The organism is Paenibacillus sp. J2TS4, from assembly GCF_018403245.1.
Lineage (GTDB): Bacteria > Bacillota > Bacilli > Paenibacillales > NBRC-103111 > Paenibacillus_L.
This window is the reverse complement of sequence record NZ_BOSH01000011.1, coordinates 160,005-180,404: the sequence shown is the minus strand read 5'-3', so window position 1 is coordinate 180,404 and position 20,400 is coordinate 160,005. Positions and strand designations below refer to the sequence as shown.

General features: G+C 34.5%; 14 protein-coding genes. 13 read left to right on the top strand and 1 reads right to left on the bottom strand.

What is annotated here, in order from left to right:
• Positions 1–64 precede the first annotated feature (64 nt).
• Complete coding sequence (locus KJS69_RS21380) at positions 65–2,545, bottom strand: O-antigen ligase family protein (protein WP_213585819.1); 2,481 nt, start codon at positions 2,543–2,545, stop codon at positions 65–67.
• Between the two features lie 222 nt (positions 2,546–2,767).
• Here KJS69_RS21380 and KJS69_RS21375 point away from each other — a divergent pair, with 222 nt between their 5' ends.
• The 13 genes from KJS69_RS21375 to KJS69_RS21315 are packed head-to-tail and all read left to right on the top strand — an operon-like array spanning position 2,768 to position 20,383.
• Positions 2,768–3,595 (top strand): ABC transporter permease, encoded by an 828-nt coding sequence (locus KJS69_RS21375; RefSeq protein ID WP_213585818.1) that lies wholly within the window; start codon positions 2,768–2,770, stop codon positions 3,593–3,595.
• Positions 3,585–4,865, top strand: a complete 1,281-nt coding sequence (locus KJS69_RS21370; RefSeq protein WP_213585817.1) for an ABC transporter ATP-binding protein — start codon at positions 3,585–3,587, stop codon at positions 4,863–4,865. The genes KJS69_RS21375 and KJS69_RS21370 overlap by 11 nt, the downstream gene beginning before the upstream one ends.
• Before the next feature lie 2 nt (positions 4,866–4,867).
• The gene (locus KJS69_RS21365; protein ID WP_213585816.1) at positions 4,868–9,442 is read left to right on the top strand and encodes a glycosyltransferase; all 4,575 of its coding nucleotides are present in this window, start codon (positions 4,868–4,870) and stop codon (positions 9,440–9,442) included.
• Positions 9,411–10,643, top strand: coding sequence for a glycosyltransferase (locus KJS69_RS21360; protein WP_213585815.1), 1,233 nt, complete (start codon positions 9,411–9,413; stop codon positions 10,641–10,643). The genes KJS69_RS21365 and KJS69_RS21360 overlap by 32 nt, the downstream gene beginning before the upstream one ends.
• A complete protein-coding gene (locus KJS69_RS21355) occupies positions 10,630–11,772 on the top strand; it encodes a glycosyltransferase (protein WP_213585814.1) in 1,143 nt (380 codons plus the stop codon). Before KJS69_RS21360 ends, KJS69_RS21355 begins: the two co-directional genes overlap by 14 nt.
• Before the next feature lie 4 nt (positions 11,773–11,776).
• Positions 11,777–13,912 carry an LTA synthase family protein gene (locus KJS69_RS21350; protein WP_213585813.1) on the top strand — a complete coding sequence of 712 codons (2,136 nt, stop codon included), beginning with the start codon at positions 11,777–11,779 and terminating at the stop codon, positions 13,910–13,912.
• 32 nt (positions 13,913–13,944) lie between these two features.
• Positions 13,945–14,667, top strand: a complete 723-nt coding sequence (locus KJS69_RS21345) for a sugar phosphate nucleotidyltransferase (RefSeq protein ID WP_213585812.1) — start codon at positions 13,945–13,947, stop codon at positions 14,665–14,667.
• Positions 14,668–14,692: 25 nt separating this feature from the next.
• Complete coding sequence (gene rfbC / locus KJS69_RS21340) at positions 14,693–15,241, top strand: dTDP-4-dehydrorhamnose 3,5-epimerase (protein ID WP_213585811.1); 549 nt, start codon at positions 14,693–14,695, stop codon at positions 15,239–15,241.
• Positions 15,242–15,255: 14 nt separating this feature from the next.
• A complete protein-coding gene (rfbB, locus tag KJS69_RS21335; protein WP_213585810.1) occupies positions 15,256–16,251 on the top strand; it encodes a dTDP-glucose 4,6-dehydratase in 996 nt (331 codons plus the stop codon).
• A gap of 5 nt (positions 16,252–16,256) precedes the next feature.
• The gene (gene rfbD / locus KJS69_RS21330; RefSeq protein ID WP_213585809.1) at positions 16,257–17,117 is read left to right on the top strand and encodes a dTDP-4-dehydrorhamnose reductase; all 861 of its coding nucleotides are present in this window, start codon (positions 16,257–16,259) and stop codon (positions 17,115–17,117) included.
• Complete coding sequence (locus KJS69_RS21325; protein ID WP_213585808.1) at positions 17,104–18,057, top strand: glycosyltransferase family 2 protein; 954 nt, start codon at positions 17,104–17,106, stop codon at positions 18,055–18,057. The genes rfbD and KJS69_RS21325 overlap by 14 nt, the downstream gene beginning before the upstream one ends.
• Positions 18,058–18,103: 46 nt before the next feature.
• Positions 18,104–18,970 (top strand): glycosyltransferase family 2 protein, encoded by an 867-nt coding sequence (locus KJS69_RS21320; RefSeq protein ID WP_213585807.1) that lies wholly within the window; start codon positions 18,104–18,106, stop codon positions 18,968–18,970.
• A 6-nt stretch (positions 18,971–18,976) separates the two neighbouring features.
• Positions 18,977–20,383, top strand: coding sequence for an undecaprenyl-phosphate glucose phosphotransferase (locus KJS69_RS21315; protein ID WP_213585806.1), 1,407 nt, complete (start codon positions 18,977–18,979; stop codon positions 20,381–20,383).
• Positions 20,384–20,400 lie beyond the last annotated feature (17 nt).

The following is a 20,400-nucleotide window of genomic DNA, read 5'->3' as shown; positions in this document are numbered from 1 at the left end:
CAAAGAATTATATCATTTTTTTTGACCAAATGGTAGTTTTTGAGATTCCTCATGTTGGAAATATTTAATCAAAATTCATTTTTAATAGCTCTTCGACTTTTTGCGCTTCCTGTGGATTCATATTGAGAAGCCGTTCTCTAAGATCGGCATCGTTTGCCCCTTCTTTGTTCAAGGCAGCCAGATACCATCTGGCAATGGTTTGAACAAGCGGATCATCCAGTTTATCAGTAACTCCATACTTCAGCGCAGAAGCAGCGTTGGAATAATCACCTTTCATATAATAAATCTGTCCGATGTATAAAGCAATAGTCGGAGTTACATTGAATTCTCTTCCTTGAAGTTGCTCTTCCGGCAAAGATTCCAACTGCTTTGTTCTGGCCAAGACAATATTATACCATTCGATTGCTTCATTCCAGTATTGGTCCGTAGCCGCTTTATTTTTCGCCTCTCGCGCTTGGTTACCTAATTCATACAGAATGTGTATTTGACTCTGATACAGATCAATATCCCAAGGGAAAATTTCTAGCCCTTCTATATTGACGCTATGAGCGTCCGAAAAGTTTCTCTGTTTTACAAAATAATTTAATTGAAATTGCAAACCAAGCCGATGGTAAGGCTCCGACTTTCTAAATTCCTTAATAAGATCAACAGCTTGTTCTTCTAACGATGGATCATTGAGCTGTTGATACACCTGCATCAGAATATCCTGTTTCAAATCCACATAATCCGGATGATTAGGCTGCATGGACAAGGCTTTATCAACCGTAGCGATAACTTCTGTATAAGGCTTTCCTTCTTGAGCTTGTGCAATCGCTTGATGATAGTAACTGTTTCCTGATAGAAGTTTTACAGCCAGAATAAAGAAGGTCAAACCCAGCACAAATGTTCCACCAGAAACTACTCTGGGTACAAGGCGGTCCATCTTATTCAATCGATCGATGAAGGGGGCTTTTATTTTATCGAAATTTGATACGAGAACCCCTAAGCAAATGAAAATGACGATAGCAAGAAAGGCGTAGCTTAGGTTGAAATCAATAATACTGTGAATAAGCAAGGAGAGTAGAAGAATTAAGAAAAAAACTTTAGAATCCTTATCTTGTTGGTCGCTTTTAAAATAATTTCGGGAATATTTATATAAAATCCATCCCACCAAAAGAATAAAGATCAGAAATCCAACTATTCCAACTTCGACCAAATATTGAAGGAAAAAGTTATGGGCCTGTCGGCTTGTGTAGGGATTATTTTGGTATTTCTCATAGAGTGCTGCCCAACCGCCCCCACCAGCACCGAAAACAGGATAATCTTTAACCAATTTTAAGGAATCTGTGTAGAAAGTAGCTCTTTCCAGAACACTATGCTGTTGAAAATTAATATTTTCAATTCTTACCCTAATATTTTCCGGTAAAAGCTTAGTGGCTCCCGTATCTGTAAAAAGAATGACTATTGCTAATGTTCCTAAAACAACAGCACCTATTGGCAAGACGATCGATGCATAGCGGAATTTGATTCTTCCTAGTAATTTATTTTCTAAAACAGGACCTAGGCGGCAATGAAGCACAGATACTAGGCCTGAGACGATAACTGATGCGGCAACCATAATCCCCCATGCTTGGAGAGATGAGGACAAGTCGGGTTGTTTTTGCAGGGCAGAACCAATCTCGGTAATTTTTTCAAGGATAAGTAAAGCGGCAACCGAAGATAACCCCATGTAAATAAGCATCATAATTTGTCTTTGGACCGAAAAGAATAATAGCAGTACAAGTAAAACAATAGGTAATATAACTAGTCCACCACGGGATAAGGTTAACATAAATGAAACTAGAATTGGAACGAGCATAAGAGCGTGAAGGAAAGCAGAATACCATTTACGAGATTTAAAGATGAAAAACACACATCCAAATAATATTGCGATCAGATAGGCGGAATACGTATTGGCATACTGGAAAACAGACGTCAGTCTCAAGCCATTGGAATCACTCATCACTGCATGTTTATAGGCAGGTAATCCATTTAAATTTGTGAACAGTCCAGCAATTCCATTGGCAAACTTAAGATTCCCAAGCCAATTAAGCATTCCGAACAGGACAATTAAATAGCCGGATATTAGTAACGTGTATTGCATAATTAAGTTCCCAAGCCGGTTGTTAGATAAATAGATTCCTAAAATAAAAAAAACTGCATACATAATATGCAAATACAGCATATTAACGGCAAAGTAATGGGAAGCTGCGCCAACTAAGGATATTAAAAAGCTTAAAGGAACTAGCCAAATGGAGATGACAAAAAAATCTTGCAGATTTCGATACTTATAGTTGAAAAACAAGTATATAGAGATAATAACCAATAAAATAGCCGCCCAAACAAAGGAGGAATAGATGGCCCGATCAAAATCGACATTATAGCCGTTGAACAACCCTCTTTGAAACGGAGCCCAGAACAAAAACAACACAGTTATGCCCGTTATTATCCAAAATGTAATGGAATGGGAATCGTTGTTGCCTATTGTACTTGGAGGGGATGTTTTTTTCTTTGCTTTATGCTTCATATCATTTACTCCCTTAATGTGACATAATCGTACAATATTTTAGCATAGTTAAGGTGGGAGTGAAACTGGAAGAGATCTCTTCCTAGTATTTAATAGGTAACTTTGCTAAAATACAAACGTAATATGAAATCCGATCTTGAGGTAAATATAAGCTTATGTAGCTAATGAAGCCAGTGGCTATTTATTTGTAACTCAAAGGCAGTAGAATTTAGGGAGGCTATTATGTATAACATTTTACGTTTGCTAAATCCGGTTTTCTTCATAAAGCAATTTTGGATTAATAAATCTCTAATTAAACAATTTACACAAAGAGAAATACTTTTACGGTATAAGGGCTCGTTCTTAGGCTTTTTCTGGTCATTCATTAATCCATTACTGATGTTATCGGTCTATACTTTTGTATTTTCAGTCGTATTTAAAGGGCGGTGGGGACTGGATCAGCCGGAAAACAACTTTGAATTTGCTATGATAATGTTTTGTGGAATCATTGCTTTTAATATTTTCAGTGAAACTGTTAATCGAGCCCCTACGTTAATAGTTGGAAATGTGAATTATGTGAAAAAAGTTGTTTTTCCTCTAGAAATATTGCCAATCACTGTTTTACTATCTAATTTAATTCATGCGGGGATAAGTGTACTCACATTACTACTTGCTGTAAATATATTTTTGCATTTTACCACTTGGACAATTATTTTGATTTTTATTGTTATAGTTCCACTTATATTTCTTACTTTGGGTATTTCATGGTTCTTATCATCTCTAGGAGTATACATTAGAGATATAGCTTATACTGTAGTAGTTGCTACTAATATATTATTTTATGTTACTCCTATTTTCTATCCTATTAATGCAGTACCTGACTTTTTTAAAACGTTCATGTTCTTTAATCCTATGACAACAATTGTTGATAATTTTCGAAGAGTTATTATATGGGGGAAATTACCAGATTGGAGCAGTTATTTTATAATTTTGTTAGTTTCTTATATTATTATGATTTTTGGATATTTATGGTTTAACCGAACCAGAAAGGGGTTTGCTGATGTCCTCTGATTTAATGATTGAAGCGATTAATATTTCAAAGATATATCAAATATATGACAAGCCAAGTATGAGATTAAAGCAGTTTATAGCAGGTAATAAAAGAAAATTGTACAAGGAATTCGTTGCTTTAAATAAAATTAACATTAGTGTCACAAAAGGAACAACAGTTGGCATTGTAGGGAGAAATGGTTCTGGCAAAAGTACATTATTGCAGATTATTGCAGGTACATTAAATCCGACATTTGGAGAGGTAAATGTTAAAGGAAGAGTAGCAGCCTTATTAGAATTGGGGGCTGGATTTAATCCTGAATTTACAGGTAAGGAAAATATCTATTTAAACGCTTCTATCCTTGGGTTAGAACAAAATGAGGTTAAGAAAAGATATAATGAAATTTTGGAGTTTTCTGAGATAGGTAATTTTATTGATCAACCAGTTAAGACATATTCAAGCGGGATGTTTGTTAGATTAGCTTTTTCGGTAATAACACTAACAGACCCAGATATAATTATAATCGATGAAGCACTATCGGTAGGAGATGAAAAATTTCAAAGGAAATGTTATAACCATTTAGATAGTTTAAAAGAAAGAGGCTGTACAATTCTTTTTGTTTCGCATTCGATGAAAACAGTTGAGCAGATTTGTGATTATGCCTATCTTTTAGACGGGGGACAGTTAATTGGTGAGGGAGAGCCGAAGGAAGTAATTGATAAATATCATTTGTTGTTATACTCGCAAGAAAATGATCACTTAAAATTGATTAACAATAAAAAAGAGGAATCAGGAAGCACAGTAATGATCGAGAATAAGATTCAAGAGGATACTGATTTTGTATTTGATACACATCAACAGCCTACCAAAATCGGTCAAGTAAGCTTATACGATTCTTCTGGACAGGAATCTTATGTTTATAATAGTGGGGATTTATGCAGGATATCAATAAAAATTGATAGTACGTTACCGCAAAATGATATCTCTGTTGGGATAAAATTAAAAACAACTCACGGAATAGAAGTATATGGAACGAGTACAATCTACTATGATGATATGAAAATAGATATAGACCAAAATAGTACATTAACAGTAGTTTTTGAACAACATGTGAGTCTTGTTCCGGGCTCTTATCATTTATCAATCGCGGTTGCTAAAAAGGTTGGAAAGAATGACATGATATATTTGGATAAACTTTCAGATTATTTATTAATAAAGATTGAAGAAATACCATTAACTGGAACTGGTATTGCTAACTTAAAATCATCGATTCAAGTGCTGGAGGGATAGAAGTGGCAAGGATCTTATTCACTACTCAAAATTACTCTTTGGGGGGATTGGAGGCTCAAATTGCTATATTTAGCGAAAAGTTAAAAGAAAAAGGGCATGAGGTTTACATTGCCACTTCATCTACTTCGGATATAACTCCACTTACACCTTATATAAAGAAATCGTTAATGACAGATGAATGGATGCCGTTGACAGGTTCTAATGTTTATGCTTTGTCTTATAAGTTAAAAGAATTCATAGAAAAAAATAAAATTGATGTTGTTCATGCACATCCATATGAAGGATTTATTCCGGCTAGTATTGCAGCTTCAATAAGCAATGTACCATATGTTCTTACCATTCACAGTCCGCTAAATCTTGCAGCAACTTACGGATCTATTTATCGTTTGTTTATGAGTAAGTGTCTGTTGCCTTCTGCAAGCAGCGTATTTTGTGTTTCAAAAGAAACTAAAGATGTAGTCCAACAAATAACTAAAGTTAATAATCTGCATGTTTTAGCAAATCCAATTAACTTTAATTTATTTTCAGCTTCAGATTTAAGGAATAATACAGATTTCTTGGTTATATCTAGACTAGATGAAGATAAAATACCTGGAATAAAGAAGGTTATAGAACTTTTTGATTATCTTCAGCAAAGGGGATCAAAGCCATTTCAATTAAAGATAGTAGGTGATGGGAACAAGAAAAACGATTTAATGAAATGGGTAGAAGATAATTCTAAGAATTCTTCTCTAATAAAATTTTTGGGAAGAAAAGATAATGTCCAATCATTTATGAGAGAAGCCAAGGTTGTTTTTGGAATGGGGAGAGTTGTGGTTGAAGCAGGTGCGATGAATGTACCAGTCGTTCTGACAGGATACGACAATTTGATAGGTTTTGTAACTATTGATAATGTTGATGAATTGTCAGAAAAGAATTTCTCTGGGAGAGGATCATTAAATAGTTCTTTTGAACAAATTACAGAAAATATACACAACTTATTTATTGATAGCGATAAATACTCTATTAGAGAAAGATTAATTAATCATTATAGTGCTGAAAGGATATATGAGAGCTACATCGACTACATCAATAGTGCGACAATTCAACCGACAGCGTTGGAGTGGTCAGAATCATTGTTGTCTCTTTGTCAAGAAGTCGGAGACCAAAATATACTAGATTTTAAAATTTTTAGCAAATGGCTGGATAAGGTTGATTTAGGGCTATCGACAGAAGTTACTTCTATATTAAATATTTCAACTGAGTTTCATAGATTAATGGAGGAAAATAGAAATTTAAGTGTTCAGTTAGGTATGACTAATCAGCATTTACACGATCTAACTGTTTATACCTCTAGTAATGATGAAAAAGAAAAACAACAGATAAAACTTTTACTTGCTGAAAAAGATAAACAAATTGAACTTCTTCGAACAGAGAAAGATAAGCAAATTGAACTTCTTCGAACAGAAAAAGATAAACAAATGGAATTGCTTCATGGTGAAATAGAGAGGCAAAAGAGTTCTTCCCATTCAGAACAAGACTACATTAGATTATTAAGTATTGAAAACGAGAAATTACTTAAAGAGAGAGAACAACAAGCTGTTGAAATAAGTAGATTAATTACTGAGAAAAAAAATGCAGAAATTTTGAGGGCTCAGATATCGAAGAAAATCTATGAGATTTCAAGCTTAAAATCTTTGAAATTGGTCAATGGTTTAAGAAGATTTAAGCATCAGTTTATAAAAGGTAATATTCAAGAAAAAAAAGAATTTTACTCTTGGGCGATAAAAAAAATTTCAAAAAGACATGCTGTTTCAAAAGTGAATTATAATCCATTGCATGAACTGTGGGGGGTTTTAGAAGGTAACTTATCAGCGCCAAGTACTACAAATTTAGTTAATACGCAACTCCAAGATAATACTTTTAATTCGGAGTATATTAAAAGAAATAATTACTATAGTCAATTTCTAAAAACAGAATTTTCAAAAGAAACAATAAAAATAATAAATTTAATAAAAGAAAAACAATACAAAGGTATTGTGGTATATCCGGAGGCAATAGAATGGGAGCCGGTACAAAGACCACAGCAGTTTCTTCGGGAATTAGCTGCGAGAGGATATCTATGTTTTTTTTGCTATTCTTCAGATGCCCCATTTGATGTAAGAGAGGAAGAGGAAAATTTATTCCTCTTAAACAAAGAATGTTACTTGCTTCCCATTTTAAGGAGTCAGTTCTGTATAATTTTGTGTTCCTGGCCGATGCAATCGGCATTTGCAGATCTGCTTCCTCATAAATTTTTATGGTACGACGTATTAGATCAATTAGAATTTTTTAGTTTGTATGACCAAAACGCCCAACTAAAACATAATGAATTGTTGAAAAGTGCCGATATAGTCTCTTATTCTGCTCACCGACTAAAAAAGTATGTAGCTTATAGGGATGATGCTTTATATCTGCCTAACGGTGTAAAGACTGGGGATTTTAAAAATAACCAATCTCAAATAATACCTAAGGAAATTTCCAATTTGGTTAAAAAGGGAAACCCAATTATTGGTTATTATGGGGCTATAGAGCAATGGTTTGATTCAGAGTTGATAAAGGAACTAGCTGAGAAAAATCCACATTGGCAATTTTTCTTTATAGGAAAAAACAATTTGGACCAAGAAGATTTAATTGCAAGTAATATTCATTTTCTGGGTCAAATAGAGTATAACAAGTTGTTTTCTTATGCTGTGCATTTTGATGTTGCAATAATACCTTTTAAAGTGAACGATTTAACTAACTGTGTGTCCCCCGTTAAATTTTTTGAGTACCAAGCGATCGGATTACCGGTTGTATCTACTCCAATAGCTGAAATGCTTCAGTATGAAAATGATTTTGTTGCAGTAGCGAATAATTCTGCAGGGTTTAGTGAAGCTATTGAAAAACTACTAAATAACGCAAATAAAGATCTCGCTATAAAAGAGGGGAAGAGATTCGCGGATGCCAATCGATGGTCAAGTCGAATCGACATTGTTGAAAAGAAAATTAAAGCCAGTCCTCGCGGTTGGCTTATCTATTCAAATTATTGTCCCAACAATAAGATAGCTGTTATGACTAGTTCATTTCTTAGTTTTAATGGCGATAATTATTATTCAGGCGGGGCAGAAAGGTATTTAATAGATTTATTTGAACTTGCCTCTAAATTGGGTTATTCTTTAACAATTTATCAGTATGGTAATTATCCTTGGATAAGGAAATTTCGCAATATCGATGTTGTTTCTTTATCGAGGAATGGACAAAATACGAGCGAATTTTCTATTGAGTGTGTTCAAAACTTTAATAGATTTTTCTATGAGCAAGTTGTGGGTAGGTCAATATTAAATATTTACTCAGCTTTTTTTGAAGCCTGGCCTCTGGCGGCTAAACCAAGTATTGGAATTAGTCATGGTGTTGCTTGGGATAATCCGTCTTGCAGGTTTGATTCTGGAAGTCAGTTTTGGGAAACGAATCGTCGATTTATTGATGGTGCCAAAGCCTGTGAGTATTTAGTTTCAGTAGATACGAATACTGCTAATTGGATGCAAACAATTGATTATGATATCGGTCATAAAGTTCGACTGGTTACAAATTATGTTGATTTGAACGAGTTTAAGCCTAGGCCTGATTATGAAATAAAAAAAGAAAAGATTATAATACTATACCCTCGGAGGCTGTATGAAGCTAGAGGTCTATATATCGTATTAGACATACTAGATGATATTTTAGACAAATACCCCCAGGTTGAATTTCATTTCGTTGGTAAAGGATTCGAAGAAGATACAAATAATGTAGTGAAGAAAAAAAATAAATGGGGCGATAGGGTTAAATGGTATTGGCTTGATCCAGAAAAAATGCCTAGCGCTTACTATAATGCGGATATTACATTAATACCTACTTTATATAGTGAAGGGACAAGTTTATCTTGCCTTGAGGCTATGGCAGCAGGAAATGCGGTAATAGCAACAAGAATTGGCGGGTTAACGGATTTAGTATTGAATAATTATAATGGTTTTTTAATCGATCCTAATAGCGAGTCTTTACAACAAGCTATTGAAACGCTTGTTAATGATCCCGACAGATTAAAAATATTTAAGAGAAGGGGCAGAGAAATCGCTGAGGCTTTTTCCAAACAAACTTGGCAAGAAAAGTGGAGGGGAATTATTTCTAGCAAGATAAATGATGAACCTACACTAGAACAAAAACCTTTATTTTTAGTTGAAATATATGTTTGTAGACTTTTAAAGGTAGACGAACTTGGACCGTTGATTTCCTTTCTTTTAACAAATGGTTGTTTAGTATATATTTACACTAAAGATGATAAGGTTAACGAGAACTTAAGCTTTGGAAGACTGCAGTGGATGGAATGGGGGGGTGAGAAACTTTCTAGAGCCGATCTCGTTCTCGCTGAAAAAAATATTCTGGACAAAATAGAGGTTGCTGCTGATTTTGTTATATCCGCTGATGGTGTAATAGAGAATTTAGACTATGAGTTGATTAAACATCTGATAAAAAAAACTGACAATAAAATTAATGGAGGTGAGTCTGTTGAATTGGAAATTTGCCTTCCAAAATCCTAAGGTTGCATTAAGGAAAGCAATTCACAGGCTCCCAAATCATGCTTTGAAGCGCAGATTCATGAAATTCCCTTCTTCAGAAAAAATAATCGGCCAACTTGAAAAATTACAAAATGAGAGTAAAAATAAAGAGTGTTTTATTTTTCCTCTTCCTGGATGCCCCTGGGGGTATATGTTTCAACGACCCCAGCAGATGGCTCGTGCCCTCGGAAATAAAGGTTATACGGTTATTTATTGTGTCGATACTTCTTTTACCGGATCCCCGGACTGGGACGTGAGAGGACTTAAATGTGTAGGGGAAAATTTGTATCTTTTTAACGATGGACAATCTGGTAGAACTCTTAATTTTTTACAAAATAAAATGGTAGTATGGAAATACTGGCCGCATCAAACTGATTTTTTAAATCGATTAAAACTGAAAAACAAGAAAATTATTTATGATTGTATCGATCATTTATCAACATTTATATACTACAAAGATATAGAAAAGGATCATATCAACAGCTTAGCTGAAGCTGATTTAGTAATTGCTACAGCAGACAAAATATTTAACAATATCAAAAAAAAGGGAGATAATTGCTTGTTAATTCCTAATGCTGTCAGTCTAGAGGATTTTTCGGGCGATTATATTCAGGATATTCCATATGAATTAAAAACTAAATTGGAAATGATTTCAAAAGAATCAGACCAGATAGTTGGTTATTATGGTGCGTTGGCAGATTGGGTTGACTTTGATTTAATTGAATACTGTGCGCGAAAAAATCCAGGTTGGACTTTTTTGTTAGTAGGTGTAAAATATCCAAATATATCTATTCCCAAATTACCGAATATTGAAATTTGGGGGGAGATAAATTACAGATATATTCCTGCATTGTTAAGTTATTTTGATGTTGCTATTCTTCCCTTTAAGAAAAATGAAATTACACAACACACGTCTCCAGTAAAAATATTTGAATACATGGCTGGGAAAAAGCCTATCGTTAGCACCAAATTGTATGAAATACAAAAATATGATGTTGTTTTGTCAGCAGAAGGTAATGAAGAGTTTAACGAAAAATTAAATATAGGTATTCAACTAAAAACAAATCAACAGTATTTAGATCTTCTAATTCAATGTTCTTTAGAAAATTCTTGGGACCAGAGAGCGGAGGTTGTATTAAACAATTTAAAAAATAGGGGATTTATTAGTAATGGAGAAATTTAAAGTTGTGTTGTTTGATAGAAAGGATTCTACCCAAAACCCAGGCGGGGATACAATACAAATATATGCTATTGCAAAATTTTTAGAAGAGAACAATATATATGTTGCTATTATTAACGATTTAAACAACGTAGATCTTTTAAAATTTGATATCGCAATATTGTTTAATCTTACAAGGCCCTATGAGTTATACCTGCAAACAAAAATTGTACGAAATGCGGGTATTCCTTATATTTTATTCCCTATTTATTGGAATTTGGATAAAGTTGTGAAAAGCGCTGGATTCAATATCAGGAGTATGTTCAAATTTATTCTGACCCATAAAGGAAGCGATGTAATTCGTGCGTTTAAGTTTTATTCTCAAAATAAAACAATAGTAAAAAAATTATCGATAAATTTACTTTTATTGTTAAATAAAAAAAAATTTATTGAAAAGATTCTTGAGCATTCATTGTATATTTGTCCTAATTCTAATGCTGAAGCGACTCATTTACTTGATCAATTTAGATGTAAAAAAATGGAGGGAAAAATTGTTGTTGTAAACAACGGGATTAACATTAACCATGATATTAGACCTCCTTCAAGTCAAGAACTAGTTTCGTTAAAAGATTCGATTTATGTTTGTTGTGTTGGTGGGATAGGTCCTAGGAAAAATCAATTAAGTCTAATAAGGGCTGCAAAATTAACCGCGCTACCCCTAGTTATTGTTGGTGGATATTCTGAAGAAAACGAGGGATATTTTAATAAATTAAGGAGAGAAGCAGGTAATAATGTATATTTTGCTGGCCATTTACATAGGCAAGAAGTTCAGTGGATAATGGCTCATTCCAGCGGTCATATACAACCTAGTTACGTTGAGACACCGGGACTGGCGAGTCTAGAAGCTGCAAGTTTGGGGATTAATATTGGAGTGTCAAATATCCCTCCAGTTAAAGAGTATTTTAAAGATTATGCAGAATATTGCGATCCAAATTCTGTTGAATCAATCGCTGAATGTATGCTCGCGCTAGTAAAAAATAACAAAAGGTCAATTGAAACGAAGGAGTTTATAACGAAGAATTATCAATGGCGAGTAGTACTACAGCCATTAATAAAATTAGTCACCGTAGCCGGCCATGAAAATAGGATGTGATGAAGTGAATAAAAGAAGTGTAGTGTTAAAATCAATATCAAATTTTTTGAAACAAAGGTATCATATTCTAATTATTCCAATATTTTTAGTAATCATAATAGAAGCAATAAATAGGGGGAGCTTTAGTGATACAATTATCTGGGCATACACAAATATAAATGAACTATTCCTAAATTATGTTATATTCACATCAGTGTTTTTAATAGTTAGCTGTGCAATTAATCGCTTATATCTTTCTTACTTAATAGTTTCGATACTTTTAATTGTCATTGCTACTATAAATGGGGTAAAATTCCGAGTATTAGGCCTTCCGTTATTGCCATGGGATTTTATACTAGCTGGCGAGTCTTTAGAAATGGTTAAATATTTTATTGACTTTATTTTGAGCGGATTTTATATCGTGACAATTATGATTTTTATCATAATTATCGTTGCAATAAAGTTTTTACCGCAAATTAAAAAAAAATATAAACTTTATGAAAGAATATCGTTAGGAATTCTTGCCGTTCTAGCTTTATTAATTCTATACCTAGATAAACCAATAGAGTATAAAAAAGTTTTCAACATTGAACATATTCGTTTTGATCAATCAAAAAATTATTTAAAAAATGGTTTTTTATTATCTTTTATGATGAATGCCAACCAAGCAACAGTCATGGAGCCTAGCGAGTACAGTGAACAAAGTATAATGAGCATGGTTGATGAAATTGAAAGAAGGCATAACATTGATACAGATTTCAAACCTAATATTATTATTATACTAAGCGAATCGTTCTGGGATCCTACTGTACTTGAAAATATTTCGTTTAGCCAAGATCCCTTGCCGTTTTTCCACTCCTTACAGGAAAAACATATATCAGGTTCTCTTTTTTCCCCATCCTACGGTGGGGCAACATCTAATGTTGAATTTGAAATACTCACTGGGCACTCAATGCGTTTTTTGCCTCAAGGATCGACTCCCTATTTGCAATATATAAATTCGGGTGTAGAATCATTGGCAAGTATCTTAAGAAGGCAGGGATATCATGCCTCTGCTATCGGGGCTTACTATAATTGGTTTTATGATAATAACAAAGTTTACAAAAGATTTGGCTTCTCTAACTTTATAAGTAGCGAGGTATTTAAAGATCCTGTTATGAAGGGTCTATATATCGCGGATGATGAAGTTGCCAATGTCATCATTGAAACTACAGAACTTAGTGAGGGGCCGGATTTTATATTTGCAAGTACTATGCAAAACCATGGCCCTTATGATCCTGAACGTTTTGATGAAAACCTAATACAAGTGAGTGGAAATATATCTAAGGAATCCCAGTCGTTATTAGAAACATATGCCCAGGGAGCCTATGATGCCGATAAATTTCTAGAGAAACTGGTTAATTACTACGATAATAAAGATGAACCGACAATAATTGTATTTTTTGGCGATCATCTACCAGCTCTTAATACCGATTATGGTATATATAAAGAAACGGGATATATTTCTGGAAATGGAAACAGCTTCACAGATTATAAAGCATTGCATACAACTCCACTTCTAATTTGGAATAATTTTTTGTCAGAAAAGAAAGAAACCCTTCATATGAGTCCTTCTTTTCTAGGCGCTTTTATTCTTGATTTAGCCCAAAAGGAAGGAACTGTTTATACGGACTTCCTTTATAATCAATTTATAAAGACACCGATCATCCCACCAAATATATATTATTCAGAATATAATATAAATGAAGATGATTTGTTAGCATATAATTTACTTCAGTACGACTATCTTTTTGGAAAACAATATTTAGTTAATTCAAAAAATGAAGATATAATTGATACCAATTTTAAATATGGTAATAAAGAAACAATAATTGATGAAATAGTTCCAAATGATTTAAAATCTGGAGAAGTAAGGGATCCAAAATTGAACGGAACGATAATAGCTGTTAATGGCAAGAATTTTTATAAAGATAGCATAGTATTTGTCAATGGTAAACCGCTAGATACGACTTATGGTGATGAAGGTTTTTTGACAGCAATCCTTCCTGCAAAGTATAACGCAAAGGTTGGAAAATTAAATTTTCAAATAAAGTTGTTTGATTCAAAGGGAAAGGTATTAGTTCAATCAAACATTTATGATATGGATGTTTCTTCCGAGTAATATTAAATATTCAGAATTGCGAGGAGCTAAACATGAAAGGCATTATTCTAGCTGGGGGAACAGGTTCACGCCTGTATCCCTTAACTAAAATAACGAACAAGCATTTACTTCCAGTTGGTAAGTACCCAATGATTTTCTATCCTATATACAAATTAAGGGAAGCTGAAATTACAGACATTTTAATTATTACGGGAAAGGAACATATGGGGGACGTTGTAAATTTGCTTGGCAGTGGGAAAGAGTTTGGAGTAAGTTTCACGTACAAAGTTCAAGAACAAGCAGGTGGGATAGCCCAAGCTTTAAGTCTAGCAGAACATTTTGTGGGAGAAGATCAAATGGTTGTATTATTAGGTGACAATATATTTCTTGATAGTATAACCCCCTATATAAAATCGTTTGAAAATCAAAAAGAAGGTGCAAAAATCCTTGTAAAAGAAGTTAGGGATCCGCAACGATATGGAGTTGTGGAGTTAAAAGGAACAAAAATTACATCAATTACTGAAAAACCAGACTGTCCTAGAAGCAATTTTGCAGTTACTGGCATATATATGTATGACCAGAAAGTATTCGATATTATAAAAAAGCTAACACCTTCGGGGCGCGGTGAATATGAAATAACTGATGTTAATAACGAATATATAAACCTGAATCAGTTAACATATGATATTTTAAATGGTTGGTGGACTGATGCAGGCACACATTCTTCCCTTGCTTTAGCCAATACTTTAGCAAAAAGTCTTATAATCGATATATAAACCTTATCAAGATGAGGTGTTTTAATTGAATATAATTAAAACTAAATTTGAAGGTGTACTAATTATTGAACCAAAAGTGTTTTCAGATGAACGTGGTTTCTTTATGGAAAGCTATAATGAAATTAACATGGAGAAAAACGGGTTAGCAATTAATTTTGTTCAAGACAATCATTCTTTTTCCTCTAAGGTGGGTGTTATCCGGGGACTTCATTATCAGCTTAATCCGAAAGCACAAAGCAAACTCATTCGTGTGACTGCAGGGGCCATTTATGACGTTGTAGTGGATATTCGAAAAGGGTCTGTAACTTTTGGTGATTGGTTAGCAATAGTTTTAAGTGCTGATAACAAAAGACAATTGTTCATCCCCAGAGGATTCGCCCACGGATTTTGTACACTTACTCCAATTGCAGAGGTACAGTATAAAGTAGATGAATATTACGCACCAGATTTAGACAGAGGAATAATATGGAACGACCCTGATTTGGGCATTACTTGGCCAACAAAAAGCCCTATTCTTTCGGTAAAAGACCAAAAGCATCCGTTGTTTAAAAATGCTCAGATCAATTTTGACTGAGGGGAGGGAAAGAAATGAAAATGCTAGTAACTGGAGGATATGGATTTATTGGCAGCAATTTTATTAGGTATATGCTTAAAAAATACTCTAATTGTCAAATTGTCAATTTGGATGCATTAACTTATGCTAGTAATGTAAAGAATCTTAAAGAATATGAAAACCACTCTAATTATACATTTGTAAAAGGGGATATTAGAGATTCGTTTTTGGTAAATCGAATTTTTCAACAAGGAATAGATTTTTGTGTAAATTTCGCAGCAGAGTCTCATGTAGACAGAAGTATACAAAATCCTACTATTTTTATTGAGACAAATGTAAATGGGACCCAAGTTTTACTCGAGGCAGCAAAGAAATACGGCATAAATAAATTTGTTCAAATATCAACTGATGAAGTATATGGGTCTTTAGGGGATACAGGATTATTTACTGAATATACACCACTATCTCCAAACAGTCCATACTCTGCAAGTAAAGCTGCAGGTGATCTCTTGATTAGGGCATATCATGAAACTTATGGTCTTCCAATTAACATAACCCGTTGTTCCAATAACTATGGACCTAACCAATACCCTGAAAAATTAATTCCATTAATAATTTCAAAAGCAATACAAGACAAGCCTCTTCCTATATATGGAAATGGGTTGAATGTTCGAGATTGGTTATTCGTGAAGGACCACTGTACTGCGATAGATTTAGTTATTCATAATGGTAAGAGTGGTGAAGTGTATAATATAGGTGGACGCTCGGAAAAAACTAACATAAATATTGTAAGGATGATATTGCAAGAATTGGGCAAACCCGAATCATTAATATCTTATGTTAAAGATCGACCAGGACATGATTACCGATATGGAATTGATGCCACAAAAATTAAACAAGAGTTAGGTTGGAAGCCTAAATATGATTTTGAAACAGGTATAAAGAAAACAATTAAATGGTATTTGAATAACCAAGAATGGTTAAACAAAGAAAAGTACAATAAAATGACAATAAATATCTGTGAAGGATGAATTTTATGAAAGTTATTGTTACAGGTGCACAAGGTCAACTAGGGAAAGATCTTTGCAACATCCTTGACAAGCAATTTAAAATATACGGTCTAGGAAGATTGGAACTTGATGTTACAGTGCAAGAACAATGCGAAAAAGTTATTTCATTAATTAAACCAGATGTTATCATTCATTCTGCTGCTTTTACAGATGTAGATAGGGCCGAAGTAGAAGAAACAAAAGCGTATCTTGTAAATGCTTATGGGTCTCGTAATATTGCTGTTGCAGCAGAAAAAATTGGGGCAAAGGTTTGTTATATAAGTACGGATTACGTATTTGATGGAAATTCCACCAAGCCATATCGTGAGTTTGATAATACAAATCCAATTTGTATATATGGTAAATCTAAAAGGGCTGGAGAATTATTCATACAAACTTTTTCTTCAAAATATTTTATAGTAAGGACCTCTTGGGTTTATGGAATGAATGGAAATAACTTCGTAAAGTCTATACTAAAACAGGCTTTAAGCAAACAACATTTAAAAGTTGTTAATGATCAAACAGGTTCTCCAACTTATACTATTGACTTATCAAAATTTATTGCGGAATTAATATTATCTGAAAAATATGGTATTTATCATGTATCAAATAGTGGGGCATGTTCTTGGTTTGATTTTGCACAAGTAATATTGCAAGAATTAGGGATAGATGTAGGCATAGATCCGTGTACCTCTAAGGAATTTACAAGAGAAGCGCCTAGACCGACTTTTTCAGTTTTAGAGCCCCTTGCAATTAGAGCGAATGGATTTAAAGAACTAAGGCACTGGCGAGTCGCATTAAGTGAATTTATAAGGGAATTTAAGGACAGTAATCATGAGAAAAGTTAGTATCCATATCGTAACGTATAATAGTGAGGAATTCATTGATAAATGTTTAACTGCTGTTCTTCAGCAGACATATCCTGTTGATAGAATAATTATCCTAGACAATAATTCAAGTGATAATACTATTACAGTATTGAAGAAGTTTACCGCTCCTAATATACAAATTGTACTAAACGAATCTAACACCGGTTTTGCTCCAGCACATAATCAAGCGATTAGAATGACAAAAAGTGATTTTTTTCTTGTTCTAAATCCCGACGTAATTTTACATCCTGATTATATAAGAATGCTAATAGAGAACATGCTTAAAATACCTGGAGCTGGTAGTGCTACCGGTAAACTTTGTCTGAAAGGGTTCTCAGATACTATTGACAGTGTTGGACTAACTATAAACAAATCAAGGAGGGCATTTGATAGAGGAGCAGGGACACATCAGGTACTTTGGAATCAGCCGGCGGAAATATTTGGCGTTTCTGGCGCTGCAGCGCTATATTCAAGAGAAATGGCAAATGAGATATCAATAGAAGATGAGTTTTTTGACGAAAGTTTCTTTGCATATAAAGAAGACGTAGATGTAGCATGGAGAGCCCAAATATATGGATGGAAATCCTTTTATTTTCCAGAGGCTACTGCCTTGCATGAACGAGGTTGGAAGAGGGGCTCAAGATCTAAGCAATCGTTAATGGTTAGAGAGTATTCATACATAAATAGGTATCGAATGATGTTGAAAAACGATTCTCTTAAATATATATTACTACACTTTATTTTTATTGCATCTTTTGAAGTTGCAAGCTTTTTTTATGTTTTATTTAGAGAACCACAGCTACTCAAAATGTGGAAAAAGCTGATTGGTGATATTCCACGAATTTTAAAATATAGGAAGATAATTAAAAAAAATAGAAAAAAAGAGTTAAGTATCTTATACTCAGCTTTTTTTAAATAAACACTATTATCTTGGAACCCATGCTATAATAGATTAGGTGATTTGGATGGACTTAAGTATTATTATATTAAATTACAATACGTGTGAGCTCACCTTGAATGCGCTTGAGTCGGTATATGGATCGAATACTGGGTTTAAGTATGAGGTGATCTTGATTGATAACGCTTCTTCGGATTCTTCCGTCGAGAGAATTCGGGGGAAATTTCCTCAGGTTCGAATGATAGAGAACAAGAAAAATGTAGGATTCTCCAGAGCGAACAATCAAGGGATGAGAATCGCAACGGGAAAATATATTCTTCTGTTGAATTCGGATACTATTGTTCAACCTGATACATTCGATATCATGCTTCAATTCATGGAGGAGCATCTTGAAATCGGGGCAAGTGGCTGCAAAATTATTCTACCGGACGGATCCTTGGATAAAGCATGCCGCAGGGGGTTTCCTACACCTTCTGCTTCCTTTTACTACGCGTTCGGTATTTCGAAGCTGTTCCCGCGGGTTCCTCGGTTCAATCAATATCAACTAGGCTATTTAAACCCGGATGAGGAATATCCTGTAGACTGTCTGGTCGGGGCCTTTATGCTTGTCCGCCGTCAGGCGATCGAAGAAGTGGGAATGCTGGACGAGGAATTTTTCATGTATGGAGAAGATGTCGACTGGTGCTATCGAATTAAGCAGGCCGGTTGGCAAAATTACTATTATCCGAAGACTCATATTATCCATTACAAAGGCGCCAGCAGCCGCAAAAAGCCCTGGAAAATCATCTACGAATTTCACAGAGCGATGTATTTATTTCATCGTAAACATTATCGAACTAAATACTCCCTCCCCACGAATATAATGATTTATGGAGGGATCGGTTTTAAGTTGGCTTTAGCTGTATTAAAGAATGGTTTGGCGAAGGCGAGGTGAGAATCTGTGATCCGAAATAATCAGAGTATTTTGTCGCAAATTTATGCCTTTTGTGATTTTGTCGTTATTCAATTGGCATTCTTGGCAGCATTCTGGTTAAAATTCAGATCGGGCTGGATTGATGCAGGTGGCGCTCTTCCCTTCCAAACTTACCTGTTATGGAGTTTGTTTTATGGGGCTCTTTGTATAGGACTAGGGTTTTTTACCGGTTTTTATTCCCCTAAGCGTAAGAAAAGGTTTGCTTACGAAGCCTATAAAATTATTCAACTCCAACTAATCAGCTTCCTTGCCTTACTGAGTTTCTTGTTTGTGTTTAAGGCGGTGGATATTTCCCGAGAGATGCTGGCGATTTATTTGGTGACCAGTATTGCGTTTCTCGGCTTTTACCGTTATTGGACCAAGCTGTTCTTAAAAAGACTCCGTGAGAAAGGATTTAATAAGCAGTATGTGCTTATATTAGGTGCGGGAAGCCTGGGAAAAAGATTTTACTCCAACCTGTTGAAGCATCCGGAGCTTGGTTTTGAGGTGGTAGGATTTTTGGACGATTATCAACAGCACCATGAGGACAATGCCTATAATTACAAACCAATTCTGGGAACCGTAGATGAACTGGAGGAAATACTGGAAAAGATGCCGATAGATGAAGTGATTATCGCTCTTCCTCTTGCTGCTCATGATAAGTACGGAAGAATCATTTCGATTTGCGAAAAAGCCGGAGTTCGTACAATGATTATCCCCGATTTTTTCGACTATTTACCGGCTCGACCTAATTTCGATAATTTCGCTGGAATTCCGCTTATCAATGTGAGAGATATTCCTTTGGACAACCTGACTAATCGAATATTGAAAAGAACCTTCGATATTGTTTTCTCTGTTGTGGCGATTACGATTACTTTGCCCGTAATGATTCTTATCGCTATAGGAATTAAACTGACCTCGCCGGGCCCAATTATTTTTAAACAAGAGCGGGTAGGTCTGAATCGGCGAACCTTTCCGATGTATAAATTTCGCAGCATGAAAATAATGGAAGAACAAGATTCGGATACTCAGTGGACGACAGAGAACGATCCAAGAAGAACGAAATTTGGTTCCTTTTTACGCAGGACCAGCTTGGATGAGCTTCCTCAGTTTTTCAACGTATTGATCGGGCATATGAGCGTGGTCGGTCCGAGACCGGAACGGCCGTATTTTGTAGAGCAGTTCAAGGAAGAAATCCCTAAATATATGGTTAAGCATCATATTCGCCCGGGGATTACCGGATGGGCTCAAAGCAAAGGATTGAGAGGGGATACGTCAATTGAAGATCGGATAAATCATGATATATTCTACATAGAAAATTGGACTTTTTTATTCGATCTGAAGATTATATACAGAACTATTTGGAATGGTTTTGTCAATAAAAATGCTTACTAGTTTAATACGACAAAGGA